The 19,640-nt window shown below is 74.4% G+C and carries 23 protein-coding genes; 10 read left to right on the forward strand and 13 right to left on the reverse strand.

Translation table 11 applies throughout. The features are described from left to right. Positions 1-99 precede the first annotated feature (99 nt). Together NP075_RS01530 and NP075_RS01535 are read left to right on the forward strand one after the other, a co-directional pair. Entirely contained in the window at positions 100-1,311 is a 1,212-nt protein-coding gene (locus tag NP075_RS01530; protein ID WP_227564731.1) for an MFS transporter, read from the forward strand. 152 nt (positions 1,312-1,463) lie between these two features. Then, complete coding sequence (locus NP075_RS01535) at positions 1,464-2,525, forward strand: fatty acid desaturase family protein (protein ID WP_227564732.1); 1,062 nt, start codon at positions 1,464-1,466, stop codon at positions 2,523-2,525. Here NP075_RS01535 and NP075_RS01540 read toward each other — a convergent pair. The 4 genes from NP075_RS01540 to NP075_RS01555 all read right to left on the reverse strand — a co-directional run bounded on the left by NP075_RS01540 (position 2,518) and on the right by NP075_RS01555 (position 4,785). Beyond that, positions 2,518-2,835 carry a transcriptional regulator gene (locus tag NP075_RS01540; RefSeq protein ID WP_227564733.1) on the reverse strand — a complete coding sequence of 106 codons (318 nt, stop codon included), beginning with the start codon at positions 2,833-2,835 and terminating at the stop codon, positions 2,518-2,520. The two genes, NP075_RS01535 and NP075_RS01540, sit on opposite strands and share 8 nt — an antisense overlap. Continuing rightward, positions 2,832-3,311 carry a hypothetical protein gene (locus NP075_RS01545; RefSeq protein ID WP_227564734.1) on the reverse strand — a complete coding sequence of 160 codons (480 nt, stop codon included), beginning with the start codon at positions 3,309-3,311 and terminating at the stop codon, positions 2,832-2,834. The genes NP075_RS01540 and NP075_RS01545 overlap by 4 nt, the downstream gene beginning before the upstream one ends. A gap of 88 nt (positions 3,312-3,399) precedes the next feature. Beyond that, complete coding sequence (locus tag NP075_RS01550; protein ID WP_227564735.1) at positions 3,400-3,903, reverse strand: YqeB family protein; 504 nt, start codon at positions 3,901-3,903, stop codon at positions 3,400-3,402. Between the two features lie 45 nt (positions 3,904-3,948). Further along, the gene (locus NP075_RS01555; RefSeq protein WP_227564736.1) at positions 3,949-4,785 is read right to left on the reverse strand and encodes a tryptophan-rich sensory protein; all 837 of its coding nucleotides are present in this window, start codon (positions 4,783-4,785) and stop codon (positions 3,949-3,951) included. Positions 4,786-4,874: 89 nt separating this feature from the next. On the opposite strand from NP075_RS01555, the gene NP075_RS01560 reads away from it, so the two are divergent. The 3 genes from NP075_RS01560 (at position 4,875) to NP075_RS01570 (ending at position 7,550) form a co-directional block, all read left to right on the forward strand. After that, complete coding sequence (locus tag NP075_RS01560; RefSeq protein ID WP_227564737.1) at positions 4,875-6,458, forward strand: Na+/H+ antiporter; 1,584 nt, start codon at positions 4,875-4,877, stop codon at positions 6,456-6,458. 69 nt (positions 6,459-6,527) lie between these two features. Beyond that, positions 6,528-7,025 carry a DUF3995 domain-containing protein gene (locus NP075_RS01565; RefSeq protein WP_227564738.1) on the forward strand — a complete coding sequence of 166 codons (498 nt, stop codon included), beginning with the start codon at positions 6,528-6,530 and terminating at the stop codon, positions 7,023-7,025. A gap of 132 nt (positions 7,026-7,157) precedes the next feature. Then, positions 7,158-7,550 (forward strand): cupin domain-containing protein, encoded by a 393-nt coding sequence (locus NP075_RS01570; RefSeq protein ID WP_227564739.1) that lies wholly within the window; start codon positions 7,158-7,160, stop codon positions 7,548-7,550. Between the two features lie 116 nt (positions 7,551-7,666). Here the strand turns inward: NP075_RS01570 and NP075_RS01575 are convergent, their stop codons facing one another. After that, positions 7,667-9,190: an SDR family NAD(P)-dependent oxidoreductase gene (locus NP075_RS01575; RefSeq protein ID WP_227564741.1), complete on the reverse strand. Its 1,524-nt coding sequence runs from the start codon at positions 9,188-9,190 to the stop codon at positions 7,667-7,669. A 143-nt stretch (positions 9,191-9,333) separates the two neighbouring features. Continuing rightward, the gene (locus NP075_RS01580) at positions 9,334-9,948 is read right to left on the reverse strand and encodes a GNAT family N-acetyltransferase (RefSeq protein WP_227564742.1); all 615 of its coding nucleotides are present in this window, start codon (positions 9,946-9,948) and stop codon (positions 9,334-9,336) included. Between the two features lie 226 nt (positions 9,949-10,174). Here NP075_RS01580 and NP075_RS01585 point away from each other — a divergent pair, with 226 nt between their 5' ends. Next, the gene (locus tag NP075_RS01585) at positions 10,175-10,783 is read left to right on the forward strand and encodes a GNAT family N-acetyltransferase (protein ID WP_227564743.1); all 609 of its coding nucleotides are present in this window, start codon (positions 10,175-10,177) and stop codon (positions 10,781-10,783) included. A 598-nt stretch (positions 10,784-11,381) separates the two neighbouring features. Here the strand turns inward: NP075_RS01585 and NP075_RS01590 are convergent. Together NP075_RS01590 and NP075_RS01595 are read right to left on the reverse strand one after the other, a co-directional pair. Beyond that, the gene (locus NP075_RS01590; protein WP_227564744.1) at positions 11,382-11,906 is read right to left on the reverse strand and encodes a hypothetical protein; all 525 of its coding nucleotides are present in this window, start codon (positions 11,904-11,906) and stop codon (positions 11,382-11,384) included. 118 nt (positions 11,907-12,024) lie between these two features. After that, a complete protein-coding gene (locus NP075_RS01595; RefSeq protein ID WP_227564746.1) occupies positions 12,025-12,549 on the reverse strand; it encodes a GNAT family N-acetyltransferase in 525 nt (174 codons plus the stop codon). 87 nt (positions 12,550-12,636) lie between these two features. Between NP075_RS01595 and NP075_RS01600 the strand changes: the two genes are divergently transcribed. Further along, positions 12,637-13,200, forward strand: a complete 564-nt coding sequence (locus NP075_RS01600) for a dihydrofolate reductase family protein (protein WP_227564747.1) — start codon at positions 12,637-12,639, stop codon at positions 13,198-13,200. Positions 13,201-13,209: 9 nt separating this feature from the next. On the opposite strand, the gene NP075_RS01605 is transcribed toward NP075_RS01600, so the two are convergent. Beyond that, positions 13,210-13,860: a hypothetical protein gene (locus tag NP075_RS01605; RefSeq protein ID WP_227564748.1), complete on the reverse strand. Its 651-nt coding sequence runs from the start codon at positions 13,858-13,860 to the stop codon at positions 13,210-13,212. A 56-nt stretch (positions 13,861-13,916) separates the two neighbouring features. Then, positions 13,917-14,813: a fructosamine kinase family protein gene (locus NP075_RS01610; protein ID WP_227564749.1), complete on the reverse strand. Its 897-nt coding sequence runs from the start codon at positions 14,811-14,813 to the stop codon at positions 13,917-13,919. A 216-nt stretch (positions 14,814-15,029) separates the two neighbouring features. On the opposite strand from NP075_RS01610, the gene NP075_RS01615 reads away from it, so the two are divergent. Beyond that, positions 15,030-15,905: an alpha/beta fold hydrolase gene (locus NP075_RS01615; protein WP_227564750.1), complete on the forward strand. Its 876-nt coding sequence runs from the start codon at positions 15,030-15,032 to the stop codon at positions 15,903-15,905. Positions 15,906-15,993: 88 nt separating this feature from the next. Beyond that, positions 15,994-16,863, forward strand: a complete 870-nt coding sequence (locus tag NP075_RS01620) for an AraC family transcriptional regulator (protein ID WP_227564751.1) — start codon at positions 15,994-15,996, stop codon at positions 16,861-16,863. Between the two features lie 64 nt (positions 16,864-16,927). On the opposite strand, the gene NP075_RS01625 is transcribed toward NP075_RS01620, so the two are convergent. The 3 genes from NP075_RS01625 to NP075_RS01635 all read right to left on the reverse strand — a co-directional run bounded on the left by NP075_RS01625 (position 16,928) and on the right by NP075_RS01635 (position 18,918). Next, on the reverse strand, positions 16,928-17,224 hold the full coding sequence (locus tag NP075_RS01625) for an antibiotic biosynthesis monooxygenase family protein (RefSeq protein WP_227564752.1): 297 nt from the start codon (positions 17,222-17,224) through the stop codon (positions 16,928-16,930). Between the two features lie 116 nt (positions 17,225-17,340). Further along, on the reverse strand, positions 17,341-18,132 hold the full coding sequence (locus NP075_RS01630; protein WP_227564753.1) for a CPBP family glutamic-type intramembrane protease: 792 nt from the start codon (positions 18,130-18,132) through the stop codon (positions 17,341-17,343). 42 nt (positions 18,133-18,174) lie between these two features. Further along, the gene (locus tag NP075_RS01635) at positions 18,175-18,918 is read right to left on the reverse strand and encodes an AAA family ATPase (RefSeq protein WP_227564754.1); all 744 of its coding nucleotides are present in this window, start codon (positions 18,916-18,918) and stop codon (positions 18,175-18,177) included. Positions 18,919-19,061: 143 nt separating this feature from the next. On the opposite strand from NP075_RS01635, the gene NP075_RS01640 reads away from it, so the two are divergent. Next, a complete protein-coding gene (locus tag NP075_RS01640) occupies positions 19,062-19,484 on the forward strand; it encodes a GNAT family N-acetyltransferase (protein WP_256791403.1) in 423 nt (140 codons plus the stop codon). Positions 19,485-19,640: the final 156 nt, after the last annotated feature.

Consider the following 19,640-nt stretch of genomic DNA (forward strand, 5'->3'; position numbering starts at 1 on the left):
CGCCGATGGACGTCAGACGCCGCTGAAGCAGCCCGCCGAGCCGCCGCGCTCGTCGGGCCGCCGCGCCCTGTCTGCCTCCCGCCGAAAGCGACCACCACCGTGTCCGAGCTCGCGCGCGTCCGTCCCGACCTCTCCCTCACCCTGGCCCTCGCGGCGGCGTCGTTCGCCGGGGGCCTCTTCCTGCCGCTGTCCCTCGTGTACTTCACCGTCCTCACCGACCTCCCGCTGCCCGTCCTCGGTGCCCTGGTCAGCGGCAGCGTGCTCGTCGGGCTGCCGCTCCCGCTCCTCGCCGGTGCGCTGGTGGACCGCCTGGGCCCTCGGCCCGTGGTCGTCGCGGCGCTGGTGCTGCACGCCGTCGCCTACGGCGGCTTCGTGGTCGTCCGGGACCCCGCGCCGGTGCTCGTGGCGTCGGTGGTCATGGTGGCCGGCACGCGGCTGTTCTGGTCGTCCGTGTTCACGCTGCTCGCCGACCACGCCGAGGCCGGCAGCGCCCTGTCGACGGAGCAGTGGTTCGGGCGGCTCAACGCCGCGCGCACCGTCGGCATCGTCGCCGGTGGCCTGGTCACGGGCGCGGTCGTCACCCTGGACGACCCCGACGCCTACGTGCTCCTCGCCTGGGTGGCCGCCGCGTGCACCGCGCTCGCCGCCGGCCTCGTCGCCGCCCGCGTGCGCCCGCCGCGGGCCGTGGTCCCGGCCGACGGCCGCGCGGCGGGTCTCGGCGTGATGGTCCGCGACCGCGCGTTCTTCGTCCTGCTGGGCACCAACAGCGTGTTCGCGCTGTGCATCCTGTTCCTCGGGCTCGCGCTGCCGACCGTGGTCCGCGCCGGCCTGGCGGGACCGGGGTGGCTGACCTCCCTCCTGCTCGTGGCGAACGCGCTGCTGGTCGCCGTGCTCTCCGCGCGCGGGGCCGCCGCCGCCGCGTCCCGGCCGCGGACCGCCGTGCTGCGCCGGGCGGGCGTCCTGTGGTGCGCGGCCTTCACCGTGCTGGCCGTCGCGGTGTCGGTGGGGCTCGCGGTCGCGGCCGTGCTGCTCCTGGTCGGCATCGTGCTGCTCAGCGTGGCCGAGGTGCTGCACGCCCCGGCGTCCGCGGCCCTCGTCGGCGCCCTGGGCGGTGCGGCCCGGGGGCGTTACCTCGCGGTGTTCCAGTACTCCTTCGTGGCCGCCGAGCTCGTGGGCCCCCTGCTCTTCACCGGCCTGTTCGGGGTCGTGCCCGCCCTGCCGTTCGCGGTCGTCGCCGCGGCGAGCCTGCTGGCGGCCGCCGTGCTGCACCGCAGCAGATCCCTCGGAGCCCGCAGCAGCGCCACCCCGTGACCGGCTCCGGAGTTGCGTCCGGCCCACCGATGCGGACACTGATGTCCGCTCCATCAGGACGAACGCCCACATCTCGCGTTACCCTCCTGCGCGTAGTCCTTCGGTCGGGCCCGTCACCAGGAGCTCGGCCACCGGCACGCGAGGGAGCGTTCATGACCGTCCAGGCAGCTGGTGTCCGTGAGCAGTACGTCAGCGACTTCACCGCCCTGAACCGGATGGTGCAGGAGACGGGTCTGATGCGCCGCCGGTACGGCTACTACTGGACCCGGTTCCTCGTGCTGACGGCCCTGCTGGCGCTGACCGTCGTAGCGTTCGTGCGGCTCGGGCCCTCGTGGTGGCAGCTCGTCACCGCGGTCGTCCTCGCCTTCCTGCTGGGGCAGGTGATGTTCCTCGGCCACGACGCCGCGCACCGCCAGATCTTCGAGTCCCGCCGGTGGAACGACTGGGCCAGCCTGGTCATCGCCAACCTGTACGCCGGGATGAGCTACGGCTGGTGGCAGAGCAAGCACTCGCGGCACCACGCCAAGCCGAACCAGATCGGCGCCGACCCCGACATCGGCACGGGCGTCCTGGTCTTCCACACCGAGGACCTGACCGAGCCGCGCAGCGGCCTCAAGGGCTGGTTCGCGCAGCGGCAGGGCTGGCTGTTCTTCCCGCTCCTGCTCCTCGAGGGCCTCAACCTGCACATCTCAGGCATCAAGACCATCTTCGGGCGCGGCCCCGTCAAGCGACGCCCGGTCGAGATCGCGTTCGTCACGCTGCGCCTCGGCGGCTACCTGGCGCTCGTGTTCTGGCTGCTGCCCGTCGGCATGGCCTTCGCGTTCCTCGGCGTCCAGATGGGCCTGTTCGGGCTCTACATGGGTGCGGTGTTCGCCCCCAACCACAAGGGGATGCCGCTCGTGCCCCGCGACGGCAAGGTCGACTTCCTGCGGCGCCAGGTGCTCATGAGCCGCAACGTGCGCGGCGGCCGTCTGACCGACCTCTTCATGGGGGGCCTGAACTACCAGGTCGAGCACCACCTGTTCCCCAGCATGCCGCGGCCCCACCTGCGCAAGCTGCAGCCGATGGTCCGGCAGTTCTGCGCCGAGCGCGAGATCCCCTACACCGAGACGACCCTGCTCGAGTCGTACGGGATCGTCGTGCGGCACCTCAACAAGGTCGGCCTGGCCGCGCGCGACCCGTTCCGCTGCCCGCTGGCCGAGCAGCTCAGGTAGGCCGGTCGGCGACGCCGCCGGCCATGCCGGCGATCCGTCGCAGCTCGGCCAGGTGGCCGTCCAGCGCCGTCCGGCCCGCGTCGGTCAGGGTGAGCCAGGTCCGTGTGCGCGACGCGTGCGGGACCTTGGCGACGCTGACGTAGCCGGCCTCGGTCAGCACGCGCACGTGCTTGCTGAGGACCGAGTCGCTGACGCCCAGGGAGTCCCGCACGGCCCCGAACTCCAGGGCGTCGACGGGCGCCAGCATCGCGCAGACCTGCAGGCGGTTCGGCGCGTGGATCAGCTCGTCGAAGACGGGTCGGGCGCTCACGTGCCCGCGACGACCTGGGCGCGCAGGCGGGCGTCGATGCGCCGCTCCCGGTCGTACGTCACGACGAAGGCCACGGCCCCCGCGGCGACCAGCGCGAGCGGCACGTCGAGGAACGCCTGCAGCACGAACCCGAGGGCGAGCAGGCCGAACACCTGCAGGTACCAGGGCAGCATCCCGTGCACGTAGCGGTCGACGGCGACCCCCGTGGCGCGGTGCAGGCAGTACATGAGCACCGCGGGAGCCACGCACGCACCGAGGACCACGAGCAGCGTCGACGCGCTCTCGGCGTCGCTGCCGGCCGCCGGGCGGCCGACGACCAGACCCATGCCGACGAACATCGACGCGGTGCTCAGCGCCGCTCCCAGCCGGTACCACCACGGGGAGCCGACCCGGCCCGCGAGGCTCTCACGCGCGGTGTCGACGTCCCGCAGCAGGGCGAGCGCGTCGTCGGGGGTCGGGGATCCGCTGCTTTCCATGGTGGAAACCTAGGCGCTGCTTTCCATCACGGCAAGTGGTTCGTCGGTCCCGTCGTCGCGGGGCTGCCGGGCGGCGGCGTCGTCGCGGTCAGGCCTCCGGTCCCTCCCACGGGTACCCGTGGTCGACGAAGGCCTGGCGGATCTGTGACGCGTCGCCCTCGACGTCGCCCTCGAACAGCGTCCGCCCGGACTCGGTGACGATGACCAGCTTCGAGCCGCGCGGGTGCACGGCGCCGACCTTGGCCCGCTCGACGACCCGCTCGACCTCGCCGCGACGACGGACGCGGATGCGGTCCGGCCCCACGTCGAGCACGGGCGTGTCGACGACGACCCACGCGGCCACCGCCAGGCCGAGGACCAGCCCGACCACGGGCCGGCCCCAGGCCAGCCACGGTTCGTCGAACGACCCCAGGAGCCGCAGCGGGCCCTGGAACGGCATCCAGGGCAGCTCGCCCGCCCACCGCGCGAGCAGCGGCAGCAGCGCGCCGAGCGCGGCGCCCCCGGCTCCGAACAGGCCGGCGACCCAGGCCCGCCCGGAGCGGTCGAAGCCCCCGACGGTACGGACGGGCGGGGCGTCGTCGCCGGTCGTCATGGCGGCACCGTAGTGGAGCGTGCCGCCGTCGCCCAGGGTGTCAGGTCACCTGGTGGCCGACCGGCGGGCGGTGAGGGACGCGATGACGGGGGCGAGCGCGGCGACGACGGCGGCGGCGAACGCGGCGGTCGCCACGGTCTCGTCGACGAGCGGCCCGTTGGTGCGGCCGAGGCCGATCCACATCAGCCCCCACCCCATCGCCAGGCCGATCGGGATCACCAGGGCCGGCCGGCGGCGGCCGTACGCGCCGTACGCGACGGCCAGCAGGGCGGCGGCCGAGACGAGGACGACCGACCAGCCGGTCGCGCCGAGGCCCAGCTCCCCGACCTCGGCGTAGGCGAGGAAGGCAGCGGTGTTCGCGAGCGTCGCGACGCTGACCCAGCCGGTGTAGAGGCCGACGGTCACGTCCGTGATCACGGACGGTGCCGTGGCCGTGTGCGGCATGCGCACGAGCTTGACGTACATCGTCGCCAGCACGGCGAGCAGCACGACGATCACGACGACGCTGCCGGCGACGGAGTCGGCCTGCACCGCCCCGATCCACAGCGCGTTGAGCAGCATCGACGCGAGCACCCACCACGAGATCGCGCGCAGGCGCGGGTCGGCGCCCTGGCGGGGCAGCGCCTGGACGACCGCGAAGACGGCCAAGCCGGTGTAGATCACCGACCAGATCGAGAACGCCGGGCTGTCGGGCGCGACCGGGGTGGCCGTCGCCGACAGGGCGCCGCCCGCCGCCTCGGCGACGGGCTGCCCGCCGAAGGCGCCGGAGCCGATGGTCGCGCCGACGATCGCGACGGCGGCGCCGACGAGGACCGTGACCTGACGGACACGGTCGCGGGACGTGGTGCGGCCGACTGCGGCGGCGGGGTTCATGGTCTCCATGGCACAAGAGTGACAACAGTCAGCAGGCTGAGCATCTTGAGAGACGTCCCGTCCGTCCGGATCGTCCCCCGCCGCGTAGCCTCCGGTGCATGGCTGCGCTCGAGCTCGTGGTCCTGCTCGGCACCGTGATCGTCGTGGGCGGCGTGCTCAGCCGCCGCCTGGGGATCGCGCCCCCGGTGCTGCTCCTGCTGCTGGGCGTGCTGCTCGGGTTCGTCCCCGCGCTGCGGGAGGTGCACCTGCCGCCCGAGCTCATGCTCCTGGTGTTCCTGCCGGCGCTCCTGTACTGGGAGGCGCTGACCGCGTCCCTGCGGGAGATCCGCGCCAACCTGCGCGGCATCGTGCTGGTCAGCACGCTGCTCGTCGCCCTGACCGCGTGGGCCGTCGCCGCCGTCGCCCACGCGTTCGGCATGCCGTGGGGCCCGGCGTGGGTGCTGGGCGCGGCGCTCGCCCCCACGGACGCCACCGCCGTGGCGACGCTGTCACGGCTGCTGCCGCGCCGCCCGATGGGTGTGCTGCGCGCCGAGGGCCTGGTCAACGACGGGACCGCGCTGGTCATCTACGGCGTCGCCGTGGGCGTCACCGTGGGGGAGGAGGCGCTGACCGGCGGGCGCGTGACCTGGCTGCTCGTCGTGTCGTACGGCGGGGGGGTGCTGGCCGGCCTGGCCGTCGCGTGGCTGGGCCTGCAGCTGCGCCGCCGCCTGGACGACGTGTACCTCGGCAACACGGTCACCATGCTCACGCCGTTCGCGGCCTTCCTGCTGGCCGAGCTGGTCGAGGCGTCGGGGGTCCTCGCGGTCGTCGTCACGGGCCTGGTCATGGGGCAGGCGGGGCCACGCGTCGTCGGGGCGGCCGTCCGCCGGGTCGCGGAGCCCTTCTGGTCGTTGGGCACGTACCTGCTGAACGCCGCGCTGTTCGTGCTCGTGGGGATCGAGGTGCAGTCCGCCGTACGCGGTGAGACGGGGTCGGCCATCGGTGGGGCCGTGGTCCTGGCGTTCGCCGTGTGGGGCACGGTCCTCGTGGTGCGCTGCGCGTTCCTGTTCGGGTCCGTGTACGCCATCCGGCTGCTGGACCGCCGCCCGTCGCAGCGGCTGCGCCGGGTCAGCGACCGCTCGCGCATCGTCAGCACCGTCGCGGGGTTCCGCGGTGCGGTGTCGCTGGCGGCGGCGCTCGCGGTGCCGACGACGGTCGCGTCGGGCGCGCCGTTCCCGGACCGCGGCCGCATCGTGTTCGTCACCGCCGTCGTCGTGACGCTCACGCTCGCCGTGCAAGGGCTCGCGCTGCCCGCCGTCGTCCGCTGGGCGCGCTTCGCGCAGGACGACGGCGCGGCGCAGGAGCGCGTGCTGGCCGAGCGGGAGTCCACGCAGAGCGCGCTGGACGCCCTGCCGGGGATCGCCGCGGGCGTCGGGGCGGACGACGACGTGGTCGAGATGGTCCGCGCGCAGTACGTCGAGCGGCTCGCCCTGCTGGACGCACCGGACGCGGACACCGAGCCCGACCGGCGTCGGCAGCGGACGGAGACGGCGCTGCGGCTCGCCCTGCTGGCGCACAAGCGCGGCACCGTCATCACCCTGCGCGACGAGCGTCGCATCGACGACGCCGTCCTGCGGCAGGTGCAGGCGCGTCTCGACATCGAGGAGCTGCGGCTGTCACGGGACGACCTCACGCTCGACTGAGGCGGGGCGTGGCCGCGGTCGGCGCTGCGGGGCTGTGGCGCTGCCGGGCCGTCGCTAGCGTGGGTGGGTATGGAGCCGGAGCGGCGGGCGTGGGTCCCGCCGGCGTGGGTGGCGTGGGGCGCGGTCGTCGCAGCGTTCGCGTTCGCGGCCGTCAGCCTGCTGTGGGCGACGGGCAGCACGCTCGGCCTGGACACGCTCGGCGGGTCCGTCGAGCGGCTGGGGCGCGGCCGCGACCCGGCCCTGCTCGCGGCGAACGCCGTCGCGCTCGTGCTCAAGCTGCTCGGTGGCGTCCTGGCCCTGGCGCTCGTGCAGCCGTGGGGCCGGCGCCTGCCGCAGCGGCCGCTGCTGGCCCTGGGGTGGCTGGGGTCCGCGGTGCTCGTGGTCTACGGCGTCCTGCAGGTGACGACGCTCGCGCTGGTGGCCGCCCACGTCCTCGTGCCCGACGAGCCCTTGAGCGACCGTGCGCTGCGGTGGCGGCTCCTGCTGTGGGAGCCGTGGTTCCTCGTGTGGGGGCTGCTGCTGGCCGGTGCGACGCTGCGCTGCCGACGGCTGCGTCGTGGGGTGTGAGGAGGGCGGCCTCGCCGTGCAGCGGGCGCGCACGCCGACATCCGGCGCAGACCGCCCGTTCCGCAGGCGGGATCGAGCATCGCGCAGCAGGATGACCAGCGACACCGACCCCCAGCGAGAGGTGAGACACCCGTGGAGCACTGGACGATCGCGACCGTCGCGCAGCAGAGCCCGGACTTCCGGCGCGTGCTGTGGACCGGCAAGCACAGTCAGCTCGTCATCATGACGATCCCGCCGGGCGGTGAGATCGGTGAGGAGGTCCACGAGGACATCGACCAGATCCTCACGTTCGTCTCCGGCACGGGCAAGGCCATCGTCTCGGGCCAGGAGCGCAACGTCGCCCAGGGCGACCTCGTCGTCGTCCCGGCCGGGCGGACGCACAACTTCCTCAACACCGGCGAGAACCCGCTGATCCTCTACACGGTCTACGGCCCGCCGGAGCACGCCGACGGCGCCGTGCACGCCACCAAGGAGGAGGCGGACGCGGCCGAGGAGTCGGGGCAGGACGAGCCCCCGACCGAGTGAGCCGTCCCGCAACCTGAGACGCGACCGCCGCGAGGCCGGGCTCAGGCCGCTCATCCCCAGGGATGCGCCGCCTCAGCCCGGTCTCGCGGCGTCGTCGTCCCGGATGACGGACGCGCTCACCACTGCGAGCGGGCGTAGTCCTTGAGGAAGCAGCCGTACAGGTCCTCGCCGGCCTCGCCGCGCACGATCGGGTCGTAGACGCGCGCGGCGCCGTCGACCAGGTCGAGGGGGGCGTGGAAGCCCTCCTCGGCCAGCCGCACCTTCGTGAAGTGCGGGCGCTCGTCCGTGATCCAGCCCGTGTCGACCGCGGTCATGAGGATGCCGTCGGTCAGCATCTCCGCCGCGCTGGTGCGCGTGAGCATGTTGAGCGCGGCCTTGCTCATGTTGGTGTGGGGGTGGCCCGGGCCCTTGTAGCCGCGGGAGAACACGCCCTCCATCGCGGACACGTTGACGATGTACGTGCGGCGCGCGGGCGACGCGGCCAGCGCGGGGCGCAGGCGGCTGATGAGGATGAACGGCGCCGTCTGGTTGCACAGCTGCACCTCGAGCAGCTCCATCGGGTCGACCTGCTCGACCGTGGCGACCCAGGAGTTGGTCTCGGCGACGTCGGGGATGAGCCCGCCGGCGTCGATCGACGTGCCGGCGACGAGCCGCTCGAGGCTCGCGGCCTGCGCCGTGAGGGACTGCGCCACCAGCTCGTCCGCGGCGCGGGTGGCGCGCTCGATCGCCAGCGCCGGGCTGGTGAGCTCGCTGACGGACCCGGCCAGCGCCCGCGGGTGGGCGTCGCTGGTCTGGCCGAAGGTCGTGATCATCCCGGTCACCTCGGCCGGCAGCGGCGCGGACTCCGCGTCGGCGAGCTGGGCGTACGCGCCCGGCGAGCGGCGCACGGTCTGGGCGGCGTTGTTGATGAGGATGTCGAGCGGGCCCTGGGCGGCCACGTGGTCCGCGAGCGACACCACCTGCGACGGGTCGCGCAGGTCGATCCCGACCACGTGCAGCCGGTCCATCCAGTCGGCCGAGTCCTCCATCGCGCCGAACCGGCGCACGGCGTCCCGCGGGAACCGCGTGGTGATCGTCAGGTCGGCGCCGTCGCGCAGCAGCCGCAGCGCGATGTACATGCCGATCTTCGCGCGCCCGCCGGTGAGCAGCGCCCGGCGGCCCGTCAGGTCGGTGCGGGCGTCGCGCTTGGCGTGGTGCAGCGCCGCGCACGCCGGGCAGAGCTGGTGGTAGAACGCGTCGACGACCGTGTAGTCCTCCTTGCAGACGTAGCACGGGCGCGGCTTGAGCAGGGTGCCCGCGATCGCCCCGGTGGCCGACGAGGACAGCGGGATGCCGTTCGTCTCGTCGTCGATCCGGCCCGGGCTGCCGGTGGCGGTCGCGGCGATGACGGCGGCGTCGGCCTCGGCCAGGATGCGGCGCTTCTCCCCTCGGCGGTGCTTCTTGGCGGCCTTGAACAGGCCGGCCGCGCCACGGCGGGCGGCGGCGTGCTGCGGGTGGTCCTGGGGCAGCACGGCGACCTGGTCCATCACCCGCAGGAACGTCGCGAACTCGGCGGGGTCGACGCCGGCGCCGGTCGTCGCGTCGGGGGTGTCGGGGGTGTCGTCGGTGGGGGGCACCGGCGTGGTGGTGTGCGCGGGCATGCGCCGTCCGTCCTGCAGGGGAAGAGCCGTCTCGGGGGGTGAGGGCCGCAGAAATGGTACGCGTCGCGGGTGTGCGGACCACGGCGGTGCGACCACCGTCACGTCGGCGCACCCGGTGCAGCACCCGCGGACGAGCCGCCCGCTCAGTGCGCGGCCAGCACCCGCTGGACGATCCACGCGTGCATGCCGACCTGCCGCACCCGGTCGAAGTCGTACTGGTCGAAGAGCTCGACCGTCCCGCTGAAGAGGAAGCGGCCCTGTGCGTCGCGTCCGGCGGTCGTCTCGGAGATCGCCTCGACCAGACCGCCCCCCTGCCGGGCGATGGAGTCGAGCGCGCCCTCCAGGGCGACGCGTGCGACGCCCTGCCCGCGGTGCCGCCGGTCGACGTACACGCACGCGATCCGCCAGTCGGGCATCGGCGGTGGTTCCTGGTCGTACCGGCGGCGGTGCTTGATGTTCGGCAGCTCCTGCGGGCTGCCGTACTGGGCCCAGCCCTGCGCGAGGCCGTCGGCGTCCACGACGAGCGCTGCGTGGGCGCCACCGGTCCGTACCCGCCGCTCCTTGACGTCCCGGTGGCTGATGCCGCGCTGACCGCACTCGGGGTGCCAGCCGATGCACCAGCAGCCGCCGAAGATGCCGTTGTTCCGCTCGACGAGCTCGGCGAACGCGTCCCACGTCGAGGCGTCGAGCTCGTGCACGGTCAGGGCGGTGGCGCCGGAGCCCGGCGTCGTGGTGGGCGGTGCGTCGTCGTCGGGCACGGGACCTCCGGCACGGGCAGCGCGGCGGTGAGGTGGGGCGCCGGGCCGCGCCGCCACACGTGCTCACCGCCGAGCCGCGGCTCCACCACCGAGCATGGCAGGGACCGCCGACACCCGCGTCAGGCACCCTGACCGGACCGTGGTCACGTACGACCCGCGCGGGACGTCTCCGGTCCGGCGCGCAGCACCGTTGTCGCGCGGTCACGGTGTGGCTACCGTCAGCAGGATGGACGAACCGGGCATCACCGTCGACGGGCGCCGGGTCGTCGCGCTCGGGCCGAGTACGTGGGACGCGTTCGCGGGCCTGGCCGAACGGCACAACGGCGTCTGGGGCGGCTGCTGGTGCACGTACTTCCACCTGTACCCGGACCCGAAGGAGGAGCGTCGGGAGCTCGGCCACCGCGAGTTCAAGCGACGCCTCGTCGAGGCAGGGCGCACCCACGCGGCGCTGGTCGTCGAGGGGGACGAGGCCATCGCGTGGGCCCAGTACGGGACCGTCGACGAGCTGCCGAACATCCACCACCGCAAGCAGTGGGAGGCGGACCTCCAGCGCCGGCCGGACTTCCGGATCACGTGCCTGTTCGTCGACCGCCGCTACCGTCGCGCAGGCCTGGCCGCGGTCGCCGTCCGGGGCGCGCTCGCGCTCATCGCCGAGGCGGGCGGTGGGCTGGTCGAGTCGTACCCGCACGACGTGCCGCCGGGCAAGAAGCCGTCCGCGTCCCACCTCTACAACGCCACCCGGACGATGTACGAGCGGCTCGGCTTCACCTACCAGCGGCCCAAGGGGCTGGGGAACTGCGTGATGACGCTGGAGGTCGCCCCCGCGGCGGCGTGACGTGCGCGGTCGCACCTGGGCCGTCCTGCACGGGTGGGGCACGACCCTCGACGGTGCGACCCGGGTGCAACGTGGAGGGTCGACGGGCCACCGGGAGGTGCCGGATCGCGCGCGTACCTCGAGGCCGTCACGGACGGCAGCCGCCGTCTCGACGAGCGGTTCGGGTTCGGCGCGACCGGCCCGTTCCGGCTGCCCGGCGCTGCCGCGACGGCGATGCTGCGGCCCGCAGGGGGCGGCTGACGGCACCGCGCCGGTAGGTTGCCACGATCCCGACGGACCAGGTCTGCGTCACGATCACGCGACGGTAGGGCGCCCGCCGCGGCCGCCGGGCTCCGCCCTTCAGCCGCATGGCGCTGGAAGTTGCGACCGCGCCGGCGTGACGTCCATCGACGCCCGGGCGCGCTCGACCTGTCGTCTGCGCCTCGTCCCGCCTTCCCTGGTTGCCCGCTGGATGCGTCCCGGTCACGGTTGCTCGGCCTCTTGCGACGGCCCGAGCGGGGCCGTAGCCTCATCGTGCCCAAGGCACTAGCCGCGGGAAGTCGAAGGCTCGAGATAGCTCCGGATGGTGTCTACGCTCGGGCCTTTCGCATGCCGGAGGTCAGGCGGAGACGACGCGGCGGATCACCGGTGCGGCGAGCCGGGTCCATTCGCGTCCTCGCGCGTGCGCCCACCCCACCGCGTCGGGCACCCACAGCAGTGGCTCGGCGTAAGGGCTCTGATGCTGGTAGCGCAGGCCGTGGCACCCAGCACGACGAGTGAGAAGTGCCAGGTCCTGCCGGTCCCTGCGGTCCTGGGTCTCGTCGCTCTCGAGCGTCAGCAGGGTGCAGTCAGCCGCGATGTCGGCCACGAGACGCTCCAGGCATGCGTGGCGCCTCTCGATGTTCGTCCGGTGCGCAGCGCGGGCGACATAGAGGTCGACCTGCACGGGCTCGTCGGTGAGGGCAGCCAGGATCTTGCGGCGAAGCGGGTCGGACTCAGACACCATGTGCAGCCGGCGTTGCCCGCGGGGCAGGAGCCCACGAAGGCTCCTGCGCACTGCGTCGATGTCCCCGGCCGCGACCACCGCCGCGGCCACCACGTACCCCTTGGCCTTCGTCTCGTCGACGTACACCTGCGTCTGCACGTTCCGGCCTCCCTCACGGGCGCCGGCTACTCGGGCCCATCGTCCGGAGCAGAGTGTGGCGTGGCTCGCCGACACGCACGTGACGGGCGGCGGCGCAAGGAGACCATCGCGCCGGACGTCAGCCGACCCAGCGGACCTCGCCGTCGACGACTGTGGTCGTCGCCCGCAGGCCCACCGCCCGGGCGACGCCGGCCGACGCCTCGTGGTCGGGGTGCACGTGCGCGAGCAGCCCGTCGACACCGCGCTCCCGGAGCCAGCCCGCGACCACGACCGCGGCCTCCCGCGCGTACCCGCACCCCTGCTGGTCGCTCGCCACCACCCACGCGAGCTCGGCGTGCAGCTCGTCGTGCTCGTCGCGTTCGAGCGTCGCCTGCACGGTCCCGACCAGGCGGCCCGTGTCCTGGCGGCGCAGCATCCAGTTGAGCCAGCCCTGCGACCTGTCGCGGGAGCACCCGAGCACCTGGTGGGCGAAGCGGGCCTCGAGCTCGTCCCGTGAGGCGGGCTCCCCACCGGTGTACGTGTGCAGGCGGGGGTCGTCGAAGACGTCGAACGCCTCGGCGGCGTGCTCGACCCGCAGCGGTTCGAGCGCGAGCCGGGCCGAGCGGAGCGGGGCGGCCTCGAGCCAGGTGGTAGGTGTGGTCATCGTCGCAGGTTACGGCGGCCGGCGGCGCGACCGGGTGCCCGCCGTCGTCCGGTCGTACTGTCGAACCCTGAGGCGAGGGGGCGTCCGATGCGCAGCGTGACCTACTCGATGAGCGTCTCGCTCGACGGCTACGTCGCCGGCCCGGACGGGCGCTCCGACTGGGCGGTGCCCGACGACGAGATGCTCGCGTTCAGCACCGAGCAGCTCCGCGACGTCGGGGTCCTGCTGCTGGGCCGGCGGTTGTACGAGGCGATGCTGTACTGGGAGACGGCCGACGAGGACCCGTCGCTGGACGACGCGCGGCGCCGGTGGGGCGCCCTGTGGCGGGCCGTCCCCAAGGTCGTGTTCTCGACCACCCTGACCGCGGTGCAGGGCAACGCCCGCCTGGCCTCGCGCGGTCTGGTGCGGGAGGTCGAGCGGTGGGAGGCCGAGCCGGGCGACGGCGACATCGCGATCGGTGGCGCGACGCTGGCCGCCGAGGCGGCCGCCTACGGCCTGATCGACGAGTACCGCACGAGGGTCTGCCCCGTGCTGGTGGGTGGCGGCCTGTCGTCCTACCCGCAGCACGAGCGCCACGTGGACCTCGAGCTCGTCGAGACGCGGACCTTCGCCTCGGGGATCGTCTACCTGCGGCACCGGGTCCTGCGGTAGCGCCGCGGGTCAGCGGGCCCGGGCCCGTGCAGGGCCGTCCGGCGTGACGAGCGGCGCGAGCACCGCCAGGGCGGCCGCCGCCGCCAGGTGCCACACGGCGTGCCCCTGGAGCACGGACGACGCGTCGCACAGCGGCCCGCCCGTGCGGGACAGCGCGCCGACCAGCGCGCCGGTGCCCAGCACCGCCAGGGCCACGGCGACCCGCCACCGGACGGCGGGTTCCCGGTGCGCCCGCGCCAGCAGCAGGACCGCGGTGACCGCCGCGACCCCGACCTGCGCCAGGTCACCCGCTCGCGGCCACGCGACCACGGGCACCATGAGCACGGCCGTCGGCACCGCCCACCACCACCAGCGGCGCGGCGCGCGATACAGGGTCGCAGCCGCGTCCGCCGCCAGGAAGCACAGCACCCCGACGATGGGCAGGTCGTGCGCCGGGTCGGACCACGCCGGGTCGGGCCCGTGCTGCACGACCGACCCGACGCCGACGCCCGCCACGAGCACCACGTAGGCCCACGGCACGGGCAGCCCGGCACGTCGTCGGAGTGCGACGACGACCACGGCCGCCACCACGAACGCCAGCGAGGTGACGGCCGACACCGGCTCGACGAGCGGGCCGGCAGCCGACGACTCACAGCCGGGCCCGAAGGTGACCTCGTCCACGTCCCCATCCCAGCCCTGGCCGCGCGCCCTGTCACCCGGAGCGGCCGGCCCCCACGTCAGCCGAGCGTGCGGAACGGCGCCAGGGTCGCGTGCACCGCGTCGGCGGCGCCCCAGTCGTCGTCGAACTGCGCGATGACGGCCAGGTGCTGGCGCAGCTGGACGATCGGCATGCGCGCGCGCCACCCGTCGTCGAGGCCCGTGAGCTCGGCGTACCGCTCGAAGAACACGGCCGACTCCGGCGGGGCCGCCGTGGTCCACAGGTGCGCGAGGTCCACCTCGGCCCACGTGTACGACACGGCGGGGTCGATCAGGGCGGGCGCGCCGTCGGCCGTCGCCAGGACGTTGCCCGCCCACAGGTCCCCGTGGACGAGGCACGCGGGGCGCTCCGGCAGGAGCTCCGGGAGCCGGGCGCACAGGTGCTCGAGCGCCGCGCGGTCCGCCGGGCCGACGGCGGAGGCGACCCGCGCCTCGTCCAGCCACCGCAGCAGCCGGTGCTGCGCGAAGAACTCGAACCCGTCGTCATGCCACGTGTTGACCTGCCGGCGGCGCCCGAGCCAGTTGTCGCGGTGCCAGCCGAAGCGCGGGTGCGTCGTGCTGGTGTGCAGGTGCGCGAGCGCGTGCGCGAGCTGCTCCCAGAACGCCGGGTCGTCCGGGCGGGGGCGCAGGGCCTCGAGGACGAGGAGGTCCGGGCCCACGATCACGACATCGGGCGTCGTCGCCCCGCCGAGCGTCCGCAGCGCGTCCAGCCCTTCGGCCTCGGCGGCGAACGCGTCGTCCGACGGCGCGTCGACGAACCCCTTGGCGAACACCGACGTCCCGTCCGCGCGGCGCGCCAGGCCCGCGACGGCCGCTTGCCCGCCGGCCGCGTGCTCGACGGCGACGACGTCGGTCAGCCCGGCGGCGTGCAGCCGCCCCAGCAGCAAAGACGTCGGGTCGGTCGTCGTCCCGCTCACGGGGCACCCGTCACGACTGCCGCCGCCGCTGCGGGGTCCGGGCGGTCGATCACGGTCTCGGAGGAGCGCGACGTCATGCACGGCACCGTAGGGGTGCTGGGGTGCCCGCAGCCAGGGTGTTCCGGTGCGCGACGCGCGAACCGGTGAGTTCCGCCGGCGCCACCGGTCGGACGGGTGGAGGCGCGCCGCGCCTGCGGACGACCCCGGGAGGACCCGATGACCGACACCACGCCCCACCGCACGCTCGACGTCCCCGGCGCGACCATCGCGTACGACGTGCGCGGCCCGCTGCCGACGGCCGACGGCCGGCCGCCCCTCGTGCTCATCGGCCAGCCGATGGACGCGCGTGGCTTCGGCACGCTGGCCTCGTACTTCCCCGACCGCACGGTCGTCACGTACGACCCGCGCGGCATCGGACGCAGCACGCGGCACGACGGGCTGACCGTGCACGACCCCGCCGTGCAGGCGCAGGACCTGCACGCGCTGGTCACGGAGCTCGGCGGCGGTCCGGTCGACCTGCTCGGCAGCAGCGGGGGCGCGGTCACGGCGCTCGCGTGGGTCACGGCGTACCCGCAGGACGTCCGCACGGTCGTCGCCCACGAGCCGCCGATGATCGCTCTGCTCGACGACGCCGACCACGCGCGTGACGCCTTCGCCCGCGTCGACGCCGCCTACCAGGCGCACGGCTGGGGAGTCGGTATGGCGGCGTTCATCATGATGACGTCGTGGCAGGGACCGTTCCCCGCCGGCTTCCTCACCGACCTGCCCGACCCCGCCCAGTTCGGCCTGCCCGCGCAGGACGACGGGTCGCGGGACGACCCCCTCATGTCGGGCGCGTCCGCGCCCGTCACGGCGTTCGTGCCCGACGTCGCGGCGCTGCGCGAGGCACCGACCCGGGTCGTTCCGGCCGCGGGGATCGAGAGCGAGGGCATCATCACCTGGCGCACGACGCACGCGCTCGCGGACCGTCTCGGCGCGCAGGTCGCGGTCTTCCCGAGCAACCACGGCGGGTTCATGGGTGACGAGTACGGGATGCCGGGGCAGCCGGAGGCGTTCGCCGCACGCCTGCGCGAGGTGCTGGCGGAGGCCTGACGGCGGGGTGCCCCTGATCGCGACGGACCGCGATCATCGGGAACCGTGCGGTGCCGCCACGTCAGGGTGGATGGCGGAAGGGAGCACCGTGATCGCCTGGCTCAACCGGCTCGTGGACCTCGTCGAGGAGCGCCTCGTCGAGGAGCTCGACGTCGCCCGTCTCGCCGCCACGCTCGGGACCACCGAGCACCACCTGCGTCGCATGTTCTCCGCGCTGGCCGGCATGCCGCTGTCGGAGTACCTGCGCCGCAGGCGCATGACGGTGGCGGCGGCCGAGGTCGTGACGGGCTCGGCGGACCTGCTGACGATCGCCGTTCGTCACGGCTACGGCTCGGCGGAGGCGTTCGGGCGGGCGTTCGCGTCCGTGCACGGCATCAGCCCGGGACGCGCCCGGCGTGACGGTGGCCCCCTCCGGTCCCAACCACGCCTCAGGTTCCGCCTGACTGTCGAAGGAGCACACCCCATGGACGTCCGTCTCGTCACGCGACCCGGATTCCGTCTCGCCGGCCACGCCGCCCGCGTGCCGCTCGTGCACCACGGGGTCAACCCCGCGATCCAGCAGCACGTCACCGCCCTCGCCCCGCAGGAGCACCAGCGGCTCAAGGCGCTGGGCGACGCGGAGCCGCAGGGCCTGCTCGCGGTGAGCGCCGACCTCGACCCCGACCGGCAGGAGGGCAGTGAGCTGACCTACCTGCACGGCGTGGCCGTCACCGACGCGGCCGACGTCCCGGACGACCTCGACGTCATCGACGTCACGGCCGGTTCGTGGGCCGTCTTCCGCGCCGCGGGGCCCTACCCGGACACGCTGCAGACCGTCTGGGCAGCGACCGCGACGGAGTGGTTCCCGTCGAACCCGTGGCGGCTGCGAGAGGGGCCCGAGATGGTCGCGGTGCTCGACCGCGCGGACGACTTCAGCACCGCGACGGTCGAGCTCTGGCTGCCGGTCGAGGCGGCCTGACGCGCTCGTGCGTCGGCTCCGTCGGCGGGTGTCCCACCGCGACGGGGCCGGCGCGTCACCGCCGTCAGGCGCTCGTGACCTGCGTGAAGTGCTCGACCACGGGGAACGGGTCGTAGAAGTGGTGCAGCAGCTCCCGCCACCGCTGGTACCCGGGCGAGCCGCGGAAGCCGACGGTGTGGTCCTCCAGGGACTCCCACTCCACGAGGAGCAGGTAGGTGCCGGGACGTTCGACGCACCGTGACAGCGTCAGGCCGCGGAAGCCGGGCATGCCCGCGATGATGGTCCGGGCGCTGTCGAAGGCCTCCTCGAACTCCGGCTCACGTCCGGGGACGACGGGCAGCAGCGCGTGCTCGAGGACCATCCCGCGATCGTGGCAGAGGCCCTGGCGGTGCGCGCGGACCGTCCACGGCGGTCCCGGTCGGTGCGCGTGGCGGTGGTGGGCTCGGGTGGGGCTTCTGGGCCTCCCGCAGCCGCCGGTCACCTCGGCGGCGTGACACCGGCGGACGCCGGCCAGCGGTCCCGGGCGCCGCGGGGCGCTGTGGCCAGCAGGGCCAGGGCCGCCGCCGCCGTCCACGCGGACGCCACCCACGGGTCGTAGGCCGTCCCCGCCCCGGGCGACGCCGCCCAGGCGACGTTGTAGGACGCGTGCGCGACCACGGCCGGCCACATGAGGTTGCCGCTGCGAACGCTCAGCTGCACCAGCAGGACGCGCAGCACCACCGTGAAGACGCACTGGCCCGCGATCCACGACGCGCTGTGCCCGCCCTGGGCGTAGGGCACCACGTGCCACAGGGCCCAGAAGACGCCGATCAGCACCCCGGTGACCAGCGGCGTCGCGAGCAGCGCCATGCGGGGCAGCGCGAACGCCGACCACCCCGCGTTCTCCAGCGCGGCGCTGACGAGGAACACGGCGACCAGCGCGAGCACCCCGCCCACCGGCAGCGGGTCCGGCGTCCCCGCCGGGGCGCGCGTGCTCAGGACGACGACCGCGGGCATCAGCACCGCGGCGACCACCCACGCCCACCACGGCGCCCGCCACCGACGCAGGACGGCGACCCAGGCGCGCAGCGTCCCCTCGCGGCGCGCGACGAGGTAGGCGGCGACCGGCGGGCAGACCACCATGAGCGCCGCAGCCGGCACGGCCGCCCGCGTGAGCGCCGACAGGTCCCCGAGCACGGGCCCGAGCGCGGTGAACGCCGCACCCAGCACGGCCGTGATGACCGCGTACCTCACCATCGACGTGCGTGCGGCGGACGCCTCCGGGGCCATGGGCGCATCCTGCTCCCGGTCGCCGGGTTTGTCCCGTGGGAGTCAGTCCCGCAGGTCGGCGTCGTCGACGATGTGCCGCAGGTAGCGGCGGGGGTCGTCGAGGAACCCGCGGTACCCCCGCACGAGGTCGAGGTCCTCCCAGTCGCACGTGCGCAGGCCCCACTCGCCGACCTCGTGGACCGTCGCGCCGGGGACGGCCGCGAGCACCGGGGAGTGCGTGGAGAGCAGGACCTGCGACGGCGTCGCGGTGACCAGGGTCGTCAGGTGCGCGACGAGGGAGAGGCACCCGGTGAAGGACAGCGCCGACTCCGGCTCGTCGAGCACGAACAGGCCGGGGTACCGCGGCTTCATGCGGCTGGTCACGAGCTCGAGGAACGACTCGCCGTGCGACATCTCGTGGAACACCGGCTCCGGCCTGCGTCCCGGGTTGTCCTCGAGGTACGAGTAGAAGGAGTGCATCGTCTCCGAGCGCAGGAAGAACCCGCCGCGGGGTGCGCCGATGTCGCGGTCGAGGTGCAGGTGCCGCCACAGCCCCGACTCGCTGGCCCGGGTCGCGTGCCGGGAACCGGTCGAGCCGCCCTCGGCCCCCATGCCGTAGGCCATGGCGACGGCCTCGACGAGCGTCGACTTGCCGGCGCCGTTGTCACCGACGAGGACGGTCACCCTGTCCAGCGGCCACCCCTCGCGCAGCACCTGCGCGACGGCGGGGACGCGCCCGAACCAGGCGTCCGCCGGGACGGGGTCGTCCGCCTGCGCCCGGACACGGCGCACGGGCAGAGGGCTCATGGGGCCACCTCATCACGTGGGTGCGACCGGGGGTGCCGGTTCCGGGACGCCGGGGTCTACCGTGCGTCCATGCCACGGCCACCGACGGTGCTGCGTGCCGCCGGCCCCGCGGACGCCGAGGCCGCCGGGACGGTCCACCACGCGTGCTGGGTCGAGACGTACGCCCAGCTCGCGAACCAGGAGTTCTGGGACCGGGTGTCGCCGAGCGCAGCGTCGGGACGTGGCGACGCCTGCTCGAGGAGGGGCTCGACGCGACGGTGGCCGAGGTCGGCGGCGTGATGGTCGGCGTCGCGGTCGCGGGCGCCGCCGCCGAGCGCAACGGGCAGCCGCCGGCCCGCGACCGCGAGCTCAGCAACCTCTACGTGCTGGCCGCGCACCACGGCACGGGCGTCGGCCGGACGCTGCTCGATGCCGTCCTCCCGCCGGGGACTCCGGCCCGGCTGTGGGCGGCCCGGGACAACCCCCGGGCGCGCCGCTTCTACGAGCGCAACGGGTTCGCACCGGATGGCGTCACCGACGACGGGTCGACGTTCGGCGGGATCGCGTCCTTGCGGATGGTCCGCTGACCCCGCCCATCACCGGACGGCGCGTGCGGCCTCCAGCAACGCCTCCATCGCCCGGGCCACCAGGTGCTGCACCTGCACGCGCGCTCGCGAATGCCGCAATAGTGGGCGTCCTGACACAAAAGTGTCACCGCTGGTGCGGTGGGAGTGCTGCACCGG

The sequence above is a fragment of the Cellulomonas wangsupingiae genome, from assembly GCF_024508275.1.
Lineage (GTDB): Bacteria > Actinomycetota > Actinomycetes > Actinomycetales > Cellulomonadaceae > Cellulomonas > Cellulomonas wangsupingiae.

Excerpts from the sequence above, each read along its gene's own strand:
- NP075_RS01635 (WP_227564754.1), bottom strand. The coding sequence starts at position 18,918 with ATGAGCCCTCTGCCCGTGCGCCGTGTCCGGGCGCAGGCGGACGACCCC.
- NP075_RS01600 (WP_227564747.1), top strand. The coding sequence starts at position 12,637 with ATGCGCAGCGTGACCTACTCGATGAGCGTCTCGCTCGACGGCTACGTC.
- NP075_RS01585 (WP_227564743.1), top strand. The coding sequence starts at position 10,175 with ATGGACGAACCGGGCATCACCGTCGACGGGCGCCGGGTCGTCGCGCTC.
- NP075_RS01615 (WP_227564750.1), top strand. The coding sequence starts at position 15,030 with ATGACCGACACCACGCCCCACCGCACGCTCGACGTCCCCGGCGCGACC.
- NP075_RS01575 (WP_227564741.1), bottom strand. The coding sequence starts at position 9,190 with ATGCCCGCGCACACCACCACGCCGGTGCCCCCCACCGACGACACCCCC.
- NP075_RS01630 (WP_227564753.1), bottom strand. The coding sequence starts at position 18,132 with ATGGCCCCGGAGGCGTCCGCCGCACGCACGTCGATGGTGAGGTACGCG.
- NP075_RS01535 (WP_227564732.1), top strand. The coding sequence starts at position 1,464 with ATGACCGTCCAGGCAGCTGGTGTCCGTGAGCAGTACGTCAGCGACTTC.
- NP075_RS01595 (WP_227564746.1), bottom strand. The coding sequence starts at position 12,549 with ATGACCACACCTACCACCTGGCTCGAGGCCGCCCCGCTCCGCTCGGCC.
- NP075_RS01550 (WP_227564735.1), bottom strand. The coding sequence starts at position 3,903 with ATGACGACCGGCGACGACGCCCCGCCCGTCCGTACCGTCGGGGGCTTC.
- NP075_RS01565 (WP_227564738.1), top strand. The coding sequence starts at position 6,528 with ATGGAGCCGGAGCGGCGGGCGTGGGTCCCGCCGGCGTGGGTGGCGTGG.
- NP075_RS01545 (WP_227564734.1), bottom strand. The coding sequence starts at position 3,311 with ATGGAAAGCAGCGGATCCCCGACCCCCGACGACGCGCTCGCCCTGCTG.
- NP075_RS01560 (WP_227564737.1), top strand. The coding sequence starts at position 4,875 with ATGGCTGCGCTCGAGCTCGTGGTCCTGCTCGGCACCGTGATCGTCGTG.
- NP075_RS01555 (WP_227564736.1), bottom strand. The coding sequence starts at position 4,785 with ATGGAGACCATGAACCCCGCCGCCGCAGTCGGCCGCACCACGTCCCGC.
- NP075_RS01625 (WP_227564752.1), bottom strand. The coding sequence starts at position 17,224 with ATGGTCCTCGAGCACGCGCTGCTGCCCGTCGTCCCCGGACGTGAGCCG.